The sequence below is a fragment of the Mongoliitalea lutea genome (assembly GCF_014652135.1).
In the GTDB taxonomy this organism is placed as follows: domain Bacteria; phylum Bacteroidota; class Bacteroidia; order Cytophagales; family Cyclobacteriaceae; genus Mongoliitalea; species Mongoliitalea lutea.
The window spans coordinates 230,299-249,410 of the sequence record NZ_BMYF01000002.1 but is presented as its reverse complement, the minus strand read 5'-3'; the positions used below and the strand labels follow the sequence as shown (position 1 = coordinate 249,410).

At 40.3% G+C, this 19,112-nt stretch carries 14 protein-coding genes; 12 read left to right on the top strand and 2 right to left on the bottom strand.

The features are described 5' to 3' along the window. Positions 1-159 precede the first annotated feature (159 nt). From IE080_RS02700 to IE080_RS02670, 7 genes are all read left to right on the top strand, one after another. The gene (locus IE080_RS02700) at positions 160-675 is read left to right on the top strand and encodes a type I restriction enzyme HsdR N-terminal domain-containing protein (RefSeq protein WP_229800466.1); all 516 of its coding nucleotides are present in this window, start codon (positions 160-162) and stop codon (positions 673-675) included. 75 nt (positions 676-750) lie between these two features. Beyond that, the gene (locus IE080_RS02695) at positions 751-1,464 is read left to right on the top strand and encodes a Crp/Fnr family transcriptional regulator (protein WP_189578896.1); all 714 of its coding nucleotides are present in this window, start codon (positions 751-753) and stop codon (positions 1,462-1,464) included. Positions 1,465-1,574: 110 nt separating this feature from the next. Beyond that, positions 1,575-2,069 carry a rhodanese-like domain-containing protein gene (locus IE080_RS02690; protein ID WP_189578895.1) on the top strand — a complete coding sequence of 165 codons (495 nt, stop codon included), beginning with the start codon at positions 1,575-1,577 and terminating at the stop codon, positions 2,067-2,069. A gap of 50 nt (positions 2,070-2,119) precedes the next feature. Next, positions 2,120-2,881 carry a DUF547 domain-containing protein gene (locus IE080_RS02685; RefSeq protein WP_189578894.1) on the top strand — a complete coding sequence of 254 codons (762 nt, stop codon included), beginning with the start codon at positions 2,120-2,122 and terminating at the stop codon, positions 2,879-2,881. Then, positions 2,874-4,229: an NAD(P)/FAD-dependent oxidoreductase gene (locus IE080_RS02680; RefSeq protein WP_189578893.1), complete on the top strand. Its 1,356-nt coding sequence runs from the start codon at positions 2,874-2,876 to the stop codon at positions 4,227-4,229. The genes IE080_RS02685 and IE080_RS02680 overlap by 8 nt, the downstream gene beginning before the upstream one ends. Then, the gene (locus IE080_RS02675) at positions 4,226-5,770 is read left to right on the top strand and encodes a 4Fe-4S binding protein (RefSeq protein WP_189578892.1); all 1,545 of its coding nucleotides are present in this window, start codon (positions 4,226-4,228) and stop codon (positions 5,768-5,770) included. Before IE080_RS02680 ends, IE080_RS02675 begins: the two co-directional genes overlap by 4 nt. Next, complete coding sequence (locus tag IE080_RS02670) at positions 5,770-7,233, top strand: cellulose synthase family protein (protein WP_189578891.1); 1,464 nt, start codon at positions 5,770-5,772, stop codon at positions 7,231-7,233. Before IE080_RS02675 ends, IE080_RS02670 begins: the two co-directional genes overlap by 1 nt. An 811-nt stretch (positions 7,234-8,044) precedes the next feature. Here IE080_RS02670 and IE080_RS02665 read toward each other — a convergent pair. Then, positions 8,045-9,118: a bifunctional 3-deoxy-7-phosphoheptulonate synthase/chorismate mutase type II gene (locus tag IE080_RS02665; protein ID WP_229800465.1), complete on the bottom strand. Its 1,074-nt coding sequence runs from the start codon at positions 9,116-9,118 to the stop codon at positions 8,045-8,047. Between the two features lie 135 nt (positions 9,119-9,253). Here IE080_RS02665 and IE080_RS02660 point away from each other — a divergent pair, with 135 nt between their 5' ends. The 3 genes from IE080_RS02660 (at position 9,254) to IE080_RS02650 (ending at position 14,720) form a co-directional block, all read left to right on the top strand. After that, positions 9,254-10,441, top strand: coding sequence for a proline dehydrogenase family protein (locus IE080_RS02660; RefSeq protein WP_189578890.1), 1,188 nt, complete (start codon positions 9,254-9,256; stop codon positions 10,439-10,441). A 63-nt stretch (positions 10,442-10,504) separates the two neighbouring features. Next, positions 10,505-12,223 (top strand): lysine--tRNA ligase, encoded by a 1,719-nt coding sequence (lysS, locus tag IE080_RS02655; RefSeq protein ID WP_189578889.1) that lies wholly within the window; start codon positions 10,505-10,507, stop codon positions 12,221-12,223. Between the two features lie 1,282 nt (positions 12,224-13,505). After that, positions 13,506-14,720, top strand: coding sequence for an arginine deiminase (locus IE080_RS02650; RefSeq protein ID WP_189578888.1), 1,215 nt, complete (start codon positions 13,506-13,508; stop codon positions 14,718-14,720). Here the strand turns inward: IE080_RS02650 and IE080_RS02645 are convergent. Continuing rightward, positions 14,717-17,488 carry a putative LPS assembly protein LptD gene (locus tag IE080_RS02645; RefSeq protein WP_229800464.1) on the bottom strand — a complete coding sequence of 924 codons (2,772 nt, stop codon included), beginning with the start codon at positions 17,486-17,488 and terminating at the stop codon, positions 14,717-14,719. The genes IE080_RS02650 and IE080_RS02645 overlap by 4 nt on opposite strands. A 66-nt stretch (positions 17,489-17,554) precedes the next feature. Here IE080_RS02645 and IE080_RS02640 point away from each other — a divergent pair, with 66 nt between their 5' ends. Together IE080_RS02640 and IE080_RS02635 are read left to right on the top strand one after the other, a co-directional pair. Continuing rightward, positions 17,555-18,358: an N-acetylmuramoyl-L-alanine amidase family protein gene (locus IE080_RS02640; RefSeq protein WP_189578887.1), complete on the top strand. Its 804-nt coding sequence runs from the start codon at positions 17,555-17,557 to the stop codon at positions 18,356-18,358. A 3-nt stretch (positions 18,359-18,361) separates the two neighbouring features. Further along, positions 18,362-19,063 carry a glycosyltransferase family 2 protein gene (locus IE080_RS02635; protein WP_189578886.1) on the top strand — a complete coding sequence of 234 codons (702 nt, stop codon included), beginning with the start codon at positions 18,362-18,364 and terminating at the stop codon, positions 19,061-19,063. Positions 19,064-19,112: the final 49 nt, after the last annotated feature.

Sequence of the window (19,112 nt, the reverse complement as noted above, 5' to 3'; positions counted from 1 at the left end):
TTCATCAAATATAGTTCATTAATGTAGGCTACGAAAATATTTTTTGAATATCCTGAGCCAAAACACTATCAAAAACCTGATTCCGAAAAAAAACAGAATAGTAGCTGAAAATTTCCTATGGAATCAATTAGAAAAATCTCCTTTTAATTTAGCATTTACATGGCTATTCAAATCCCTATCAGCAAAAAACACCATATTTGCAGCATGATTCCAGAGCGATATGCCTTTTTGTCCGAACCATTAAATTTCCCTGAGTTCAATTTTGAATTAAAAAATGAGCAGGGAAAGATCTATATCTACGATGCATTACGCAAAAAATCACTAGTACTGACTCCCGAGGAATGGGTCCGCCAACACATGATCCAATACCTCATTCAATACAAAAACTACCCCAAAAGTCTGATTTCCTTAGAGAAAGGCCTAACATATAATCAGTTAAACAAGCGCTTTGATTTATTGACTTTTAACCAAGACGGCAAAGCCCATGTCCTAATCGAATGCAAGGCTCCTGAGGTACCAATCACCAAAAAAGTAGTCAATCAGATAACTGTATATAATCAAAGCATTCAGGCCCATATCATAGGAATCACTAACGGGAGGCAGCATTTTTTCTTCGAACTGAATAAAATTGAGAATCGGTACGTTCAGCTATCCGATTTACCAAATTTTGTTTGACAAAATTGTGACATTCATCATATTTTTCGCTAATTTTAGCCAACATCTTAGGAATATAACCCCGCATTACTGATTATGAAAGTTCAGCCGAAAGCCACGCCATGTGAACTCTGTCTCAGCCGAAAATTCTCCTTGTTTGCCGGCTTGGGCGAACAGCATTTATGCCATCTATCAGATAGCAAGAATTTCATTACGCATAAAAAAGGACAGACCTTATTTTACGAAGGCACAAAACCTCTCGGGGTATTTTGCATCAATGATGGTATTGTCAAAGTGTACAAAACGGCCTCTAATGGCAAGGATCAGATTATTCGTCTGGCAAAAAAAGGAGACTTTCTTGGATATACCTCTCTTTTAGGTGAGGAAGCTTACTCCAACTCAGCTACGATAATTGAGGATGCTAAAATCTGCTTTGTCCCTAGAGAATCGTTCCTTAAGGTCTTAGCCGAAGACAATGATTTTCATAAGAGAGTCACCAAAGCCATTTGCTCAGATTTGGGCGTGATGGAGGAAAAACTCACCGATGCCACACAAAAATCCATCCGAGAGCGACTGGCTTTTACCTTACTCAAACTATCCGAATCCTACGGATTGGATGGAGAAAACAGTGAAAAAATCGATGTAATTCTCACAAGAGAAGAAATCGCAGGTTTGGTTGGAACAGCAACGGAAACAGTCATAAGGTTACTTTCCGAATTTAAAAAAGATGAGTTGATTGCATTTGAAGGCAAAAAAATCATCGTTTTAGATAAAAAAGGTCTAGCAAGGATATCCGACTTTTATGGATAATTTTAAGCTTTATGAACATATCCATCACTTAGAAAAAAAAAATCAGCTATCCGAAAATAAACGAATTTGTTTGTGAGCGAGTTCTGGTATCAAATGCGTATTATTCTCTTATGATATACAAACTCATTCTTACAGGCTTTTTGGCAATGATCCCTCTATTTAGTTCTGGACAAAGTTTTGCTTACAAAACACTGCTTCAAACAGTTTATGATAAAAACTTTCCGTTGATTCAACCAAACGACTTGAAAGCTAATCTTCAGCAGTTTGAATTATTGGATATACGTGAAAAAAATGAATTTGAGGTAAGTCATATCAAAGGTGCAAAGCTGATCGAATATTCTACATTTTCATTAGAGAAAATATCTACTATCCCAAAAGATAAACCAATAGTGGTTTATTGTTCTATTGGAGCACGAAGCCAAGAAATAGGCAAAAAGTTAATTGATGCAGGTTACACAAATGTGTTTAATCTTTATGGAGGGATTTTTCATTGGGTAAATGAAGGACTGCCCGTTTACAACAAAAATCTTAAAACAAATAAAATCCATGGATACAACAAAAAGTGGGGCATCTGGTTAACAAAAGGAGACAAAGTATACAATTAGTTTTTACAGCTGTCACATCTAACTCTTACTGGATTTACGTACATTTCTTTATGAAAAAACTAATTATCTATACCTTTTTCTTTGTATGTTCACTAGGTGCATATGCAAACATTCAAGATTACCCTATTTCAAAAAATGTCCCTACTCATGAACAATGGAATGAACTTTTGAAAAAGCATGTAAGCTCATCAGGAACAGTAAACTATAAAGGATTCAAGTCTGATATAAAAAAATTAGAGTCATACCTAAACCTATTAAGCACAAATGCTCCGGATAGAAAAACATGGAGCAGAGAAGAACAGCTTGCTTATTGGATCAATGCATACAATGCCTTTACAGTAAAGTTAATTGTGGATAACTATCCAGTCAAAAGCATTCAGGATCTTCATCCTAAAATCAAAATACCATTAATCAATACTGTATGGCATATTAAATTTTTTCAAATTGGTGGCAAAGACTCAAGCTTAGATGAAATTGAACATAAGATTTTACGAAAGGAATTTGATGAACCAAGAATTCATTTCGCTATTAACTGTGCATCTTATTCTTGTCCAAAACTTTTAAACGAGGCTTTTACTGCTGAAAAACTTGAAAAACAGCTTTATGCTGTTGCTGTAGACTTCATTAATGACCCTAAAAGAAATAAAATAACTAAGGATTCAATTCAGATTTCTCAAATTTTCTCTTGGTTCAAAGGGGATTTCACAAAGAATGGTAGTATAATTGACTACTTAAACCAATACTCCAAAGTGAAAATCAGCCCAAGAGCCAAAATTTCACATCTCAAGTACGATTGGTCTCTCAATGAATAAATCGCCCTACGTCATCATTGGTAATGGAATAGCAGGTATAACCTGTGCAAGGCATATACGCAAATATGATTCAGACGCATCCATTCTGGTGATTTCAGGTGAGTCTGAGCACTTTTTCTCACGAACGGCACTCATGTATATCTACATGGGCCATATGCAATACCAGCATACCAAACCTTACGAAGATTGGTTTTGGGAAAAAAACCGTATCGAACTCAAAAAAACTTGGATTACTTCGATTGATACTACCAAGCAACAACTCATCAGTGATACAGGAGAAAAAATTCCCTACGGAACATTGATAATTGCCACCGGTTCCAAGCCACTAACGATCGGTTGGCCAGGTGAAGACCTCAAAGGTGTTCAAGGATTGTATAGCTTACAGGATTTGGAAAACATGGAGGATAATACCCAAGGCATTCAGCGTGGAGTGATTGTAGGCGGGGGATTGATCGGGATAGAAATGGCAGAAATGCTCAAAAGCAGAGGGATCGAAGTAACATTTTTGGTGCGGGAAAAGAATTTTTGGGATACAGTCTTACCAACAGAGGAGGCTGAACTGATCAATAGACACATACGGGCACATGATGTAGACCTGCGATTAGGCACAGAATTGGCTGAAATTATCTCCAATGGTAATGGTAACGTTAGTGCTGTCAAGACAAATACAGGAGAAGAAATCCCTTGTCAATTCGTAGGATTGACCATTGGAGTTACTCCCAATATTTCATTGCTTAAAAACCATCCCGATATTCAATCCAACCGAGGTGTACTTGTTGATAAATACTTTCAAACAAATATCGAAGGAGTTTATGCCATTGGAGACTGCGCTGAATTCACAGAATCTCCAGGTCCAAATCGAAAAACCATAGAACAGGTATGGTACACCGGTAGGATGCACGGTGAAACGTTGGCGTATAATCTTACACATGAGGAAAAAGTATCCTATAAACCAGGAATTTGGTTCAATTCAGCTAAGTTCTTTGACTTAGAATACCAGACCTATGGGCATGTGCCCAATAACATACCTGCAACCTTGGACACATTCCATTGGGAAAATGAAGCAGGAACAGTAGCTATACGATTTGTTTATGATAAAACTGTGGGGACCATCAAAGGTATAAACAGCATCGGTTGGCGCATGAGACATGCCTATTTTGATAAAGCCATAGACGAAGGATGGTTATTTGAAAAGATTCTGACACATCTGGACAAAGCCAGTTTTGATGCAGAATTTGCAACCAAACATACGGCAGCTGTCATTCAAGCCTACAATACCATCAAAAAAAGAAATGTTTCCTTACCCAAAAAAGGATTCTTGAAACGAATTGTAACTGCATTTTCATGAAAGCACTTCAAAAATTAGGAATCGCCCTTTTCTGTTTAGCATTGGCATTTTTTAGCTTCTTGCCATTTATCGGTCAATACACCTTGACGGCTGAGTTGGTAAAATCTAATGTTAAAGATATCCATCAAGAGCAAATGGTTGAAATTTTGGAGCCGATGTATGGGGAAACCTATGCGTCTAATTTCGCCTTTATCGCAGACTTTAATAGCTATTTCAACACTTACAATGATGCCTTAAAAGCCAATCAGGAGTGGGATGCAGTCATTTGGGACAACTACGCCTATGCGCTCACCAAAGCTGCTGCCGAAAGTCCTGTAATAGATCAACCTTGGTTGCACATTGGCATTACCTTGATCTTAGGTTCCTTAGGAGCATTACTCTACATTCTTCCTCTTTACAAAGGTAAACTTCCCGGTATCAAACATGATGGGATTTACTTTTCCTCCATGAAATCACGTGGTTTATTGGGGATATTTACAGGCACTTGGTTAATTCTCTTCTACGTAATTCTCTATTGGTATCCCGAGTATTTGACCAATTTGGTACTGATGGTAGATCCTATCAGTATGGCCATATCAGGCAATCCTGCCAGCCAATGGTTTTTATATGGATTGATCTATACTTTGGCAATTTTGGTCATGGGTGTCCGCATGTTTAAAAAATACAAAGGAAATCCTTACCAGCTCTTAAGGACTGCTTCCGTGATGTTTTTTCAACTAGCATTTGCTTTCCTACTACCGGAAATCCTCATGCTCTTCAACATGCCTTGGCACGATTTTAAAAATATTTGGCCATTAGACTATTCTTTTTTCTACGACTACCGATTGGATGGAATGATCAGTTCAGGAGCATTGGGCATGTTTATGTTAATTTGGGGCATCATATTAATTGTAATAGCAGTACCTTTGCTGACCTACTTTTATGGCAAGCGTTGGTATTGCTCGTGGGTTTGTGGCTGCGGTGGTTTAGCCGAAACTCTAGGCGATCCCTACCGCCAACTCTCTGATAAATCCCTCAAGGCTTGGAAAGTTGAACGTTACCTGATTCATGGCGTCTTAGTTTTTGCGGTAGTTATGACGGGAATTACCTTGACCAATTACTTTATGGAGTTTGAACTATTGGGACAAGCAACCAACCAACTGCATAGCATTTATGGATTTGCCATAGGTTCAGCATTTGCAGGTGTGATTGGCACAGGATTTTACCCCTTGATGGGTAACCGAGTTTGGTGTAGATTTGGCTGTCCTTTGGCAGCATACCTAGGCTTGGTTCAGCGATTCAAATCCCGATTTCGCATTACAACCAACGGAGGACAGTGCATCTCCTGCGGGAATTGCTCCACCTATTGCGAAATGGGCATAGACGTACGTTGGTATGCCCAAAGAGGACAAAACATCGTGCGCTCCTCTTGTGTAGGCTGCGGAGTATGTGCCTCTGTATGTCCTCGAGGTGTATTGAAACTGGAAAATGGTGAGGAAGAAGGAAGAATTAACGATCTTCCCATAATCATTGGCAATAAATCCATCACGATCAAAAATTAATGTTTGTACTATACATTTTTGTGGGGCTATATGCCGTGTCCATGCTGTTCATTTTCCTGTATGGTTTGGCACAGGCTGATTTATTGATTCAGTATTGGAGAAAACCGAAAATTGTACAAACAAAGGATTCAGCTACTATTTCGAACCTGCCAAAAATCACTGTTCAGCTCCCTATTTTCAACGAGCGTTATGTTGTGGAACGCTTGATAGATGCAACAGCAAAGTTTAATTATCCCAAAGAATTACTGCAAATCCAATTATTGGATGACAGCACCGACGAAACATCGGAAATTATTCAAAACTGCATTCTAAATTACCCTGAGGTAAATTTTCAATACATTCATCGACACAATAGGCAGGGATTCAAGGCAGGAGCATTGAAAGAAGGGCTGATTCAAGCATCAGGAGATTACATAGCCATCTTTGATGCAGATTTTGTCCCGGATCCTAATTTTTTGTTGGATACTATCCCTCATTTCCAAGATCCTAAGGTGGGCATGGTACAAAGTAGATGGACACACCTCAATGAGGACTATTCAATATTTACACGCTTGCAAGCATTTGCTTTGGATGCCCATTTTACCGTAGAGCAGACGGGGAGAAATCTACAACAAGCCTTTATCAACTTCAATGGAACGGGTGGGATTTGGAGAAAAAACTGCATCATTGATGCCGGTAATTGGCAGGATGACACGCTAACTGAGGATTTGGATTTAAGTTATCGGGCTCAGCAAAAAGGCTGGAAATTTGTATACCGGGAGGACATAGAATCCCCCGCCGAACTCCCTCCTGTCATGTCTGCCATCAAATCCCAACAATTCCGCTGGACCAAAGGAGGGGCAGAATGTGCTGCCAAACATCTTAAAAATGTTCTCAATGAAAAGCATAGCATACATAAAAAATGGCATGCCACCGCGCATTTGCTAAATGCAGTTTTATTTGTTGCTGTCCTTGTGGTCGCTATCAGTTCGATTCCTCTTTGGTATGGCTTCTATAATGGGATTTTGCCCACTTGGTTATTTTCCGTTGCCAAAATATTTTTAGCAGGCTTTGTCATTGTGGCTGCGGTATATCTTTCTGCAAATGTGAGTTTGGCGAAATACAAAGGTGCCAGTACGCTCAAATTTTTATGGGAATTACCCTTATTTTTGATGGTCAGCATGGGTCTTTCTTTACACAATTCACAAGCCGTATGGGAAGGACTGACAGGAAAAAAATCCCCATTTATCCGTACTCCCAAATACAATCTACAAAAATCAGACAAATGGTGGAGCAACCCCTATCACTCCTTTAAAATCCCCTTCACCACCTATTTAGAAGCAATTTTTGCAGGAGTTTTTGCTTGGATGTTATACTTAGCTATTTCCCACGGTCAATTGGAAATGGTGATTTTCCACGGAATGCTGTTTGTAGGTTTTTCGATTGTAAGTATAGCGTCTTTCTTAAGCTATCGGTCTAATTGAACTCTTCACCCATCAAATCTTTAAGAACGCCGGAAGCGCTGAATCTGCGGAAAATTTGGAATACGGATTTTAAGGATTGCTAGAGATTTTGGCAACTTTTTAGAAACGAAAATTGTCATGATTCTTAGTCCTATTCTAAATCTAAAATCTACCTTCTAAAATCTAAAATGATTCTTATTCGTTTTCTGCGAGCTTTTGGTTCTTATTTCTAAACTCTCGTTTCTCCTCAAACGCCGGGGATTAAAATCCACGGCTATTGATGGGTGTATTCTTTAAAAATTAACCTGGATTTCAACCCTAAACATCAATCTAGGTTACGGGTTAAAACCCGAGTCAATTAATGGAATTAACTAGCTGAATCTTAAATTCTCCCGTTGGAAACCAGTTTTTTCTATGCGAATTTTTCTGCGAATTCTGTGCATTCTGCGAGCTTTTGGTTCTTATTTCTAAACTCTCGTTTCTCCTCAAACGCCGGGGATTAAAATCCACGGCTATTGATGGGTGTATTCTTTAAAAATTAACCTGGATTTCAACCCTAAACATCAATCCAGGTTACGGGTTAAAACCCGAGTCAATTAATGGAATTAACTAGCTGAATCTTAAATTCTCCCGTTGGAAACCAGTTTTTTCTATGCGAATTTTTCTGCGAATTCTGTGCATTCTGCGAGCTTCTCTTCTCGACTATCGTCTCTCGCTTCTACTACCAGAGTCCCTACTTGGTACTTAGTACTTTGTACTTGGTACAGTGTCTTCCGTCTTGATTCTTGATTCTTGTCTCGCCTCTCGCTTCTCGCTTCTCATTTCTCGCTTCTCACTCTCCCATATGCTTCGATTGTTCTCGGATTGATTCTACGTGGATGATTCGGAACAATTCTTTTATAAAATCAGGATTTAGGTCCATCTGAACGGCCCACTCTGGGCGGGATTGGAATACTTTTTTCCAGCGGTCAATTTGAAACAAGGCTACATCATTTTCCTTTTTGAAGATTCCTGCCTGCTCGACTAGCTTCATCCGTTGGCTTAAGGTTGCGAGCAAAGCCCTGTCGACCTCATCAATTTGTTCTCGGATAAGTTCGAGTTTACTCTTAAAAATCGGATTTTCCGCTGATGGACTGGGTACATGCAGTTGGGATAAAAGTACATTCAATGCATCGGGAGTCACTTGTTGAGCGGCATCTGACCAAGCTTCATCAGGTCGGATATGAGATTCTATAATCAATCCTTCCATATCCAAATCCAAGGCCATTTGGGCAATCATCTGAATCAAATCCCTTTTGCCACAAATATGGCTTGGGTCATTGATCAAGGGTAGATAAGGATAGCGTGTTTTCAGTTCTAGGGGTATCTGCCATAATGGACTATTTCGATACGTATGATCATTGAAATTGGAAAAACCTCGATGGATTGCCCCAAGCTTTTTGATACCTGCTTGATTGAGCCGCTCTAAGGCGCCTATCCAAAGTGCCACGTCAGGATTTACCGGATTTTTAACCAACACAGGGATATCCACTCCTTTTAAAGCATTGGCAATTTCCTGAACGGTAAAAGGATTGACAGTGGATCGTGCGCCCACCCATAAAATATCCATTCCAAATTTCAGGGCTTTCTCGACATGGTAAGGAGTTGCTACTTCGGTAGCAAACTTCACGCCATACTTTTGCTTGACATCCTTGATCCATGGAAGGGCTATCTCTCCCACCCCTTCAAATGAATTGGGCCTGGTTCTTGGTTTCCAAACTCCTCCACGAATAACCTGTATCCCTTTCTCCACCAATTGTCCCACCGTGGCATCCAACTGCTGCGGTGTTTCCACACTGCAAGGTCCGGCAATTACAAAAGGTTTATTGCTTACAAAGCCCCATTCATTCAAATGTATTGTATCCACAGCTTATGTTAATTTGGATACAAAACTAGCTTAAATTGGGTTTTGTTCCCACAGCATATTTCTTACAGTTCTTTACCAAACAATTAACAAGTCCACATAGTTTTTTGATATATTTGCGCCATAATTTGAAGCTTTATGCCAGTCAAACCCAAAATTTCTTTTGAGAACTTAGAAGTAGCGTTTGCGTCCAAATCAGATGCTGAATTAAAAAAAATGTATCTGATTTTTGCGACGGTCAACAATAATTTGGCTGTCAATGTGGGTACAAAACTTGCTAATTGGTCTTTTGCGCTTGGTTTACCTATCAAGGGAATCATGAAAGCTACCATGTTCGGGCATTTCTGCGGTGGAGAGTCCATCCAAGATTGTGAATCCTCAGTAATTAAACTGGCTGATTATGGGATTAAAACAATCCTTGACTATTCAGTGGAAGGAAAAGGTGATGAGGCTAGTTTCGAAGCTACCAAAAATGAAATTCTCCGCACGGTAGAACGATCCGCGGGTGATGAAAATATCCCATTTGCTGTATTTAAGGTTACAGGATTGGGTGACTTTGCCATCATGACCAAGGTTCAGGAGAAAAAAGCCTTAACCCCTGCTGAACAAGAGGCATTCGACCGCATGAAAAAACGTGTGGATGACCTATGCAAAGCAGCCTTTGAAGCAGATACCAAAATCCTGATTGATGCAGAAGAATCTTGGTTTCAGGATGTCATTGACGCAATGGCCTATGAAGCTATGAGCAAGTACAATCGGGAAAAATGCATTGTGTACAATACCTATCAAATGTACCGCCACGACATGTTGGAGCGATTGAAGAAAGCGCATGCAGCCGCAAGTGAGGCAGGTTATTGGTTAGGGGCCAAATTGGTTCGCGGGGCTTATATGGAAAAAGAGCGGGATAGAGCAGCTGCGAAAGGTTATCAAAGTCCTATTCAACCTACCAAGGAAGCATCGGATAGAGATTACAATGCTGCATTAACATTCTGCGTGGAGAACCTTTCTAACATGGGATTGGTTTCAGGTTCACACAATGAACAAAGTAATCACTTATTGGCAGAGTTGATTGCAGCGCATGGATACGATCCACAAGATGATCGTCTATACTTTGCACAGTTGTACGGCATGAGTGACAATATTTCTTACAATTTGGCCAAATCAGGGTACAATGTAGTGAAATATGTGCCTTATGGACCGGTAGAAAAGGTTATGCCTTACCTCTCCAGAAGGGCTGAAGAAAACACCTCGGTAGCAGGTCAGTCCAGCAGGGAATTTGATTTGGTCCGTAGAGAAATCAACCGCAGAAAAGCGGCAAAAGCGTAAATTCATACTTTAATATATATCATTTCCTAAAGGTCGGGAGACCTTTTCTTAATTAATCAGAAAATGCAATTACTGAGCGAACAGGAATTAGAACGTAGAAAAGACAGAGAAGAGTTGATGAAACTAGGGATCAATCCCTACCCAGCGGAGTCTTTCCCCATCAACGTATCTGCACAGGATATCCATCAAAATTACGAACGCAGAAAAAACGATTATAAAAATATCTCCATCGCAGGTCGCCTGATGAGCCGCCGAATCATGGGTTCTGCCTCTTTTGCAGAAATTCAGGATGCTACCGGAAGACTTCAGATATACATCCGCAGAGATGATATCTGCCCAGGAGAAGACAAGACCTTCTACAATACTGTTTTCAAAAAGCTCCTGGGAATCGGAGACTTCATCGGAGTCAAAGGCTATATTTTCACAACGCAAACAGGTGAGATCTCGCTCCATGTCACGGAGTTGACAGTACTTTCTAAGGCTGTAAAACCACTTCCTGTGGTAAAGCGTGATGACGATGGCAACGTGTATGATGGATTTACCGATCCTGAGTTGCGTTACAGACAGCGTTATGTGGACTTAGTGGTTAATCCCGAAGTCAAAAATGTGTTCCTGACCCGCTCAAGAATCATCACCAACATGCGTAAATTCTTTGATGATCGTGGTTGGTTGGAAGTGGAGACTCCTATCCTTCAGCAAGTACATGGTGGTGCTGCGGCTAGACCGTTCAATACACACCACAACACCTTGGATATGCCTCTATACTTGAGAATTGCCAACGAATTATATCTAAAGAGGCTAATCGTGGGTGGATTTGACGGAGTGTATGAATTTGGAAAAATGTTCCGTAATGAAGGCATGGACCGTACCCACAATCCGGAATTTACTTCAATGGAAATCTATGTGGCCTACAAAGACTACGTGTGGATGATGGAGATGGTGGAGAACTTATTGGAACAAGTGACTGAATCCATCCATGGAAAGACGGTAGTTACGGTGGGTGATAAGCAAATTGACTTTGCAGGCCCTTACAGAAGACTGACCATGTTTGACTCCATCAAGGAATATGCTGGGGTGGATGTGAGCGAAATGGACGAAGCAGGTCTTCGCCAAGTTTGTGCGGATATGGGCATCGAAGTGGATAACAGCATGGGCAAAGGCAAGTTGATCGATGAGATCTTCGGAGAAAAAGTAGAAGCCAATTTGGTACAGCCTACCTACATCACCGATTATCCAATCGAAATGACGCCTTTGGCCAAAAAACACAGAAACAAAGAGGGCTTGGTAGAGCGTTTTGAGCTATTTGTGAACGGGAAAGAAATTGCCAATGCTTATTCTGAGTTGAACGATCCGATTGATCAACGAGAGCGCTTTGAAGACCAATTGAAATTGGCTGCCAGAGGGGATGATGAAGCCATGGCTATGGACGATGATTTCTTAAGAGCCTTGGAATACGGCATGCCACCAACTGCTGGTTTGGGAATTGGTATTGACCGATTGACTATGTTATTGACTAATAACTCGACCATTCAAGAGGTATTGTTCTTCCCTCAGATGCGTCCAGAGAAGAAAGTGAAAATTGCTTCTGATGAGGACTTCATGGCCTTGGGTATTCCTGCGGGCTTGGTTCCTGTTATCCGTGACATGAATATCCACACCATCGAGCAATTGAAAGAATACGATCCTAACAAACTCTTCAACGACGTTTGCGGTCGCAGAAAAAAACTTAAACTAGACGTCGCTAATCCTACGAAGGAAGAAGTGGAAAGCTGGTTGCAGTGAGCAGTTGACAGTGAGCTGCCACGGTGGCTGAGCGGAGCCGAAGCCAGTGGCTAGTAAACAGTGAGCAGTTGACAGTGAGCAGTGGCAGAATTTAGAATGAGGGGATTCTAGGAACCAGCGAGGGGTGAACCATTGACAGTGAACAGTGGGTAGTGAATAGTGTATTTAAGTGATTAGTGATTAGGTGATAAGTTGTTAGTGGACAGTTAGTAATAACGCACATCGGTGGGTTTTAACCCACTAGTAATTTGAATGTTATCAACTGAAATTCAGACCATTTATAAAGAGACACACTAATCAATTGCCGTGGCTTTTAAGCCCCGGCATTGGTAGGGAAATGAGCAGTGGGCAGTGAGCAGTTGACAGTGAGCAGTGAAGAGTGAACAGTTAACAGTGAGCAGTGAACAACACAGAAATGTGGAATGTGGAATGAAGGGAAGGGCTGAAAACCATATAATTAGCCGAAATTCTAGCTATGGATTTTTTTTAGCCGGTTAAGGAGAAAATGGATCTATAGCTCGGTTAAAGGTCCTGAAAAGCCTATGCCGAAATTGAATATAAATGGAGCGCTGAGTTGCGCTCCATTTTTTTTGTGTAAATCAATGTTTTTTAAATCAGTTGTAGACACGATAGACATGAGCTTAGGGCATTTATGTCGGCCGTCCCGATGGGACTTAGGGTTCATCTGCGGGACTTTGGTCCGAGGGTTGAAACCCTCGGCTAATATCTTATTCGTCTCTATGAGAAAAGTTCACGCCAACAGCGCAAAGCCGCAAAACTAAGGACATCCCATCCTCGCAAAAAAACAATAAAGATTTAAATCTTAATTCCCTTAATACCTTAATGGTTTTTCTCCATTATCACTTGAATTGACAGACTGTTACTTATTTTGAAAGTCTGGCATCTAAACGCTCCCTTCTGCGATTTCTGTGCTTTCTGCGAGCTTGTCCCGTCCTGAAATTACTTGGCATTTTTTTAAGAATAATTTCCTTATCTACACGCCACCGATATTTCGCCGCAGGCATTTTTCAACCTTATATCGCGTCAGCATATTTCATCTGTTCACCCTTCCTCCCTCATCCTTCATCCTTCAACTGACTGTCTTGATTCTTGCCTCTTGCTTCTTGGTACATTGTACTTGGTACTTAGTACTTAGTACTTGGTACTTAGTACTTTCTAATTTTTTCAATTTCCACAAACATTTTCCCATAAATTGTCATTTTCAAAACCAAACTATCAAATTTTTACAGTAATTTTAACGAATTCACTTTTACAGCAACCTATGAATCTTAGATTAAACTCTGAATTTGGTACTTTGAAGGCTGTCTTGATGCACAGACCTGGTAAAGAAATTGACCGATTGACCCCTTACAATAAAGAATTTTTGCTTTTTGAAGATGTGCCCTATTTGGAGGCTATGCAAAAAGAGCATGATTACTTCACTGATCTGATCAAGCAATCTACAGGGGCTACAGTTTTCAGACTGCGGGAACTCTTAATGCAAGTTCTTTCAAATAAAGAAATTTTAGAGAGTTTGATGAAAGCTGCTTTGTCCCGAACAGGTCAGGTTCATCTCTGTGACTATATCTTGGATAGGCTATCAACAGCTGAATGTACAACTGTATTGACGGCGGGGATCAAAGTACACGAACTTAAGAAAAAAATCCCGAATGCTCCAACGGGAGAATTGATGGATTATGCATTTATCATCCCGCCAAGTCCCAATTTGTATTTTCAGCGGGACCCTATGGCTTTAACTCCGGGAGGAATAATTTTCTCGAGTATGAACAAAGAAGGCCGTCAACGGGAAGCAGATCTCTTGCGTACCATTTTCGAAAATCATCCAGAGTTTAAGGAGCATGTGAACCGGCTCTATCCTATCAATGGGCATGATAATCCACCAAGCATAGAAGGTGGTGATGTAATCGTATTGTCCAAAAAAGCTGTTGCCATCGGAAACTCCGAGCGCACCAACGAAAAAGCCATCTACCATGTCGCCAAAGCCCTATTAGCAGAAGGAACCGTAGAGCGTGTGTACGAAGTTCATCTTCCGCAAAAAAGACAATACATGCACTTGGATACCGTATTTACCATCTTGGATGAAAACTTAGTGCTGACTTATCCAGATGCTATGAACGCCGTTTTACAAACTTCCTTATATACGTTAAAAGACATCAAGGATGATAAGGTCAATATCAAGCGTCAGGTACTGAAGGAGTCCTTATTGACTATATTGGAAAGAGAAATTCCTCACTTGGAAATTCTTTCTACGGCAGATGGCAATCCAGATTATGCGATGCGGGAACAATGGTTTGATGGGGCAAATGTGTTTGCAATCGGACCTCGAAGAGTGATTTCTTACAACCGAAACATCCATACGAATCGAGCGCTACGAAATATGGGGGTTGAAGTGTTGGAAATTCCTTCGTCGGAACTCTCCCGTGGATTGGGAGGACCACGATGTATGACCATGCCATTAAGTAGGTCCCGAATTTAAAAATCGAAGAAGCTTCTTCTTCTGGACACTTTCAGGTCTTGCAACATGGCGGCATTCACTCGAATGTCAATGTTGTAAGATGTGAATCGTCCAAATGGAATCCAGCTCATATCCAATCTCCAGCAATGCAAATTTCTAGAGATTCCTATCATCGTTTGTGTGATTTGAGCGGTCATAAAATCATAACCACCGTTAAACTTCACCTTCCACTTTTCAGTCAAGCTAACGTCTCCATTGAATGTTAATGCAGAAGTAACATTTGCATCTCTACCTGGCTGACGATTGTAAGCGATGTTATATCCAAAACCTAAATTCCACGGAATACTCCAATCAATGTACATAGATGGGTCATTGACAATTCGGGTGATCTCATTTTCTACAAACTCATTCATCACTCCACCCTGCTGTAAAAAGTCATTTGTCAGATCTTCTCTTAGTTCACCAGGAGAGCGGTCACCACCTGTTGGATTTATATTTCCATTAACATTTAAAGTTAAGTTTCGAAGACTTCCCAAACCTTGTCCCGAACTCAAAGCCAATTGATTAATTCTTCTTCCTGTTGTTGCACCAGTCTGAGGATTGGTTATACGCTGCTCAGCGTACATATCAAAATTACCTGAGAAGTTGACAGACAATTTGTCATCAAAAAAGGAAGTTCGTGTATTGAAGTTAATCGGTGCTAACTGAAAGGAGTCTGCTGCAAAGTTATAAGAGGTAGAAAAATTCAGAGACTGTAAAAGTGGGATTTTTTTGGTCTCAATTTTATCATCATCTGAGTCTTGTTTGATTTTGGCTTCCAGTACATTTCGGATATTGATTGCCAAAGCTCTAGACTCCCCTAATGGCGCGCCTGAAAATATAAATCCTTGATGTCTGGAAAACAACTGGGTATTTCCTTCTTGATCTACTTGAACTTCCTGATAGAAGCCAAATGCGGGATTGGAGAAATCAGGGGTGTAATTGAAAGAAAAGGTAGGTTGCATATGATGCCTTATTCTCTCAATCTTTTTTCCTCTTTTGGGAGTGTAAAAGCCATAAATGTTTGTATTCAAAGAAAACGAAGAATTAAAGAATCCTACTCGATTGAAACCATTTTCTAAGATCCTATCCACCCTATTTTCCACAGGGTTAAAGTAATAGTTGATCCGTTCGAGGTACCAAAGCTCTGTATAATTGGCTGCGGCCGTACCTGTAAAATGCTTTAAAAGTCGGAAATTGGATGAAATCGGAATGGTATGGCGAGCTCCATTATCTGCTTCCCTCAAGAGTTGTGCTAAATTTTCCCTATTGAATGGGATGACATTCGGATTTTGATTTAACCCCAGCTCTAGCTCTTCCTGCTGAATCAAGGCAGCACTTTGTACACCAAAAGGTGGGGTAATCCGGTTATTGATACTATTTTGAAGATTAAAGTTCCAGGCAATATTCAAGGTTTTGATCGGCTCAATTCGAGAATTCTGAAAAGGATTCTGACGGTTCATATTGACCGCGATATCCGGTAAGATAATATTGACCTCGTCTGTCTGAATATTTTGAGAATGCCGCATATTCGCGGACATACTGAAAGGCGTACCTTGGAATGTTTTACTGTAGGAAATATTCGATGAAAATTCAGCTCGGGTATTAGCTGCAAAACTAACTGGATTGATTACTACGTTATTGTAGTTTGAAGTTCCTGCGTTAACAGATGCAGAGAATCTCGAATTCCCTCTTGACTCCGGAGAGTGATTCCAATTGACCCAAATGGTATTATAATCAATGGGATTCAATTCCGTCTCCGGGCTTTGGAAAGCCTGATAGTCTATATTGAATCCACCATTATATTTATAACGCTTTTTATAGACAGTAGCGGCCTTAGCCCCATAACCTCCCAAGGAATACACATCGGCCGTAACTCTGGTGTGGATGTAATCATTGAAAGCAAAATAGTACCCGAAGTTTCTCAGGAAAAATCCACGGGCACGTTCCTGTCCCCAAGATGGGAAAACAATTCCAGACGCTTTTTCATCCGGAGTATCGGGAATGATACCAAAAGGGAGACCTGCTGGGGTTGGAATCCCATTAAAATGCAAGTTAAAAGGCCCTGTTACCACCTGTTTACCTCGGATAGATTTGATTTTATTGGCAGAAATATGCCAATGGGGCTCTGCCAAATTACAGGTGGTGTAATATCCCCTATCTAAATAAATACTTCCATCCGTATCCTTTTTGATAGTTTGTCCTCTCAAAAGCCCATCTTGCTGTTCAGTAACCACATCTTTGATGATAGCTTTTTGGCTTTTGAAGTTATAGCGCATCTCCTTTCTGATTTCGTAAGAAGTACCACCTTCTTTGAAAATCGGATTTCCCTGTATATTTCCTAAACTATCAACCACTCCTGAGGCAAAAATTTCATTTTTCTCCCAGTCCACAATAATCAAATCAGCATCCAATCGAATATTTCCATATTCAAACCATGCGTCTTTATGTAAGATTAACTTGTTATTTACAAAATCTGTGATGATACTATCTTCTCCATAATAATTGATGACAGTTTGAATGTCACTTTTAGGTACTGTTTTTGTGGAGTCGGCAGAAGGGATGGTGTCTTGGACGAGTTTGTCTAATGAGTCGAGGGGAGAAAGGTCTATTGTCTGGGGATTAAGCACAGTATCAGGTGCAACTACCCTTCTTTCCAACCCCCGTTGATTCCTTTGTTGCGCATATGCTGCTGGACTAATCCAGGCCAACAACAGAAACGCTAACAAGCAAAGCCACTTATTCTGCACTGATAGATTTTGATTTGATTAAAAATTTCTAAAATTTGCCTTGGCAAAGTTAATAGTTTACCACGCATGGAACGCTTCAAAGTAAAAAATATTCTGCTAATTTCAATTTTTACGCTCTCTTTAGTTTTTGCGGGCTTTTCTCCTACGGGTAGTAAGGCTCCAGAATACCGATTAAAACGAGTAGTCATCGATGCAGGTCATGGAGGCAAAGACCCTGGCGCTGTGGGAGCTGTGTCCAAAGAAAAAGATATTGCCTTGGCTGTAGCCTTAAAAGTTGGGGAATATGTGAAACAAAATCTTCCCGGTGTAGAAGTAATCTACACAAGAAATTCGGATGTGTTTGTGGAGTTGCGAGAGCGTGCAAATATTGCCAATCGTAACAAGGCCGACTTGTTTGTCTCCATTCATTGTAACGCTGCTACCAATAGAGCCGCTTATGGTACCGAAACATTTGTGATGGGTACTAAAAACTTTGAAGCAAACTTTGAAATTGTTAAACGTGAAAACTCAGTAATTTTATTGGAGGATAATTATGAAGAAAGTTATGAAGGCTTTGACCCTACTTCGCCGGAATCCTACATCATGTTTAACCTCACCCAAAAAGCATTTTTGAGCGGAAGTATTTCTCTAGCTTCCAAGATAGAAAATGATTTTTCTACTAGAGTAAACCGTACAAGTCGCGGTGTAAAGCAAGCACCATTATATGTATTATGGACTACCTCCATGCCTTCTGTATTGGTTGAGTTAGGGTTTATTTCCAATAGGAATGAAGAAAGCTTCATGAATAACAAAGACAATCAAGCTTATCTCGCATCAGCCATTTATCGTTCCATAAAGGCATACAAAGAAGAGATTGAAGAACTACAATAGGAAATGACTGAACCTTCTAATTTTCCTATTGTGGATGTATTGATTCCTGCTTTCAATGAAGAAGACTCCATTGGACATGTAATCAAGGATATCCCTGCTTACGTTCGCCATATCATCGTAGTCAATAACAATTCCAAGGACCAAACAAAAGCTGTAGCCACCGAAGCAGGTGCTATAGTGTTGGATGAACCTGTCATGGGTTACGGTAAAGCTTGCCTGACAGGTATGAACTACCTTCAAAGCCTTGAAAAAGAACCTGATATTCTGGTATTTTTGGATGGCGATTACAGTGATTATCCCGAGCAAATGAATAGCTTGATTAAACCAATCATCGAAAACAACATGGACTTCGTACTTGGGTCTCGAGCAAAAGGCAATCGAGAATCAGGTTCAATGACTATTCCTCAAATCTTTGGTAATTGGTTAGCCACTTCTTTAATGCGCTGGAGGTTTAGTTCAACATTTTCAGACCTAGGCCCCTTCAGAGCGATCAAATGGCAAAAACTGAAAAGCCTCCAAATGGTAGATCAAAACTATGGCTGGACTATAGAAATGCAGATCAAAGCTGTAAAGCAAGGACTTAGCTATACAGAAATTCCTGTTGACTACCGTAAAAGGATTGGCGTTTCCAAAGTCAGCGGTACAGTCAAAGGAGTTTTTGGAGCGGGCTATAAAATTTTATGGACTATCTGGAAATACCGATAATCGCATAACTAACTACCCATCCATAGGATATTTGCAATATTTTTTATAA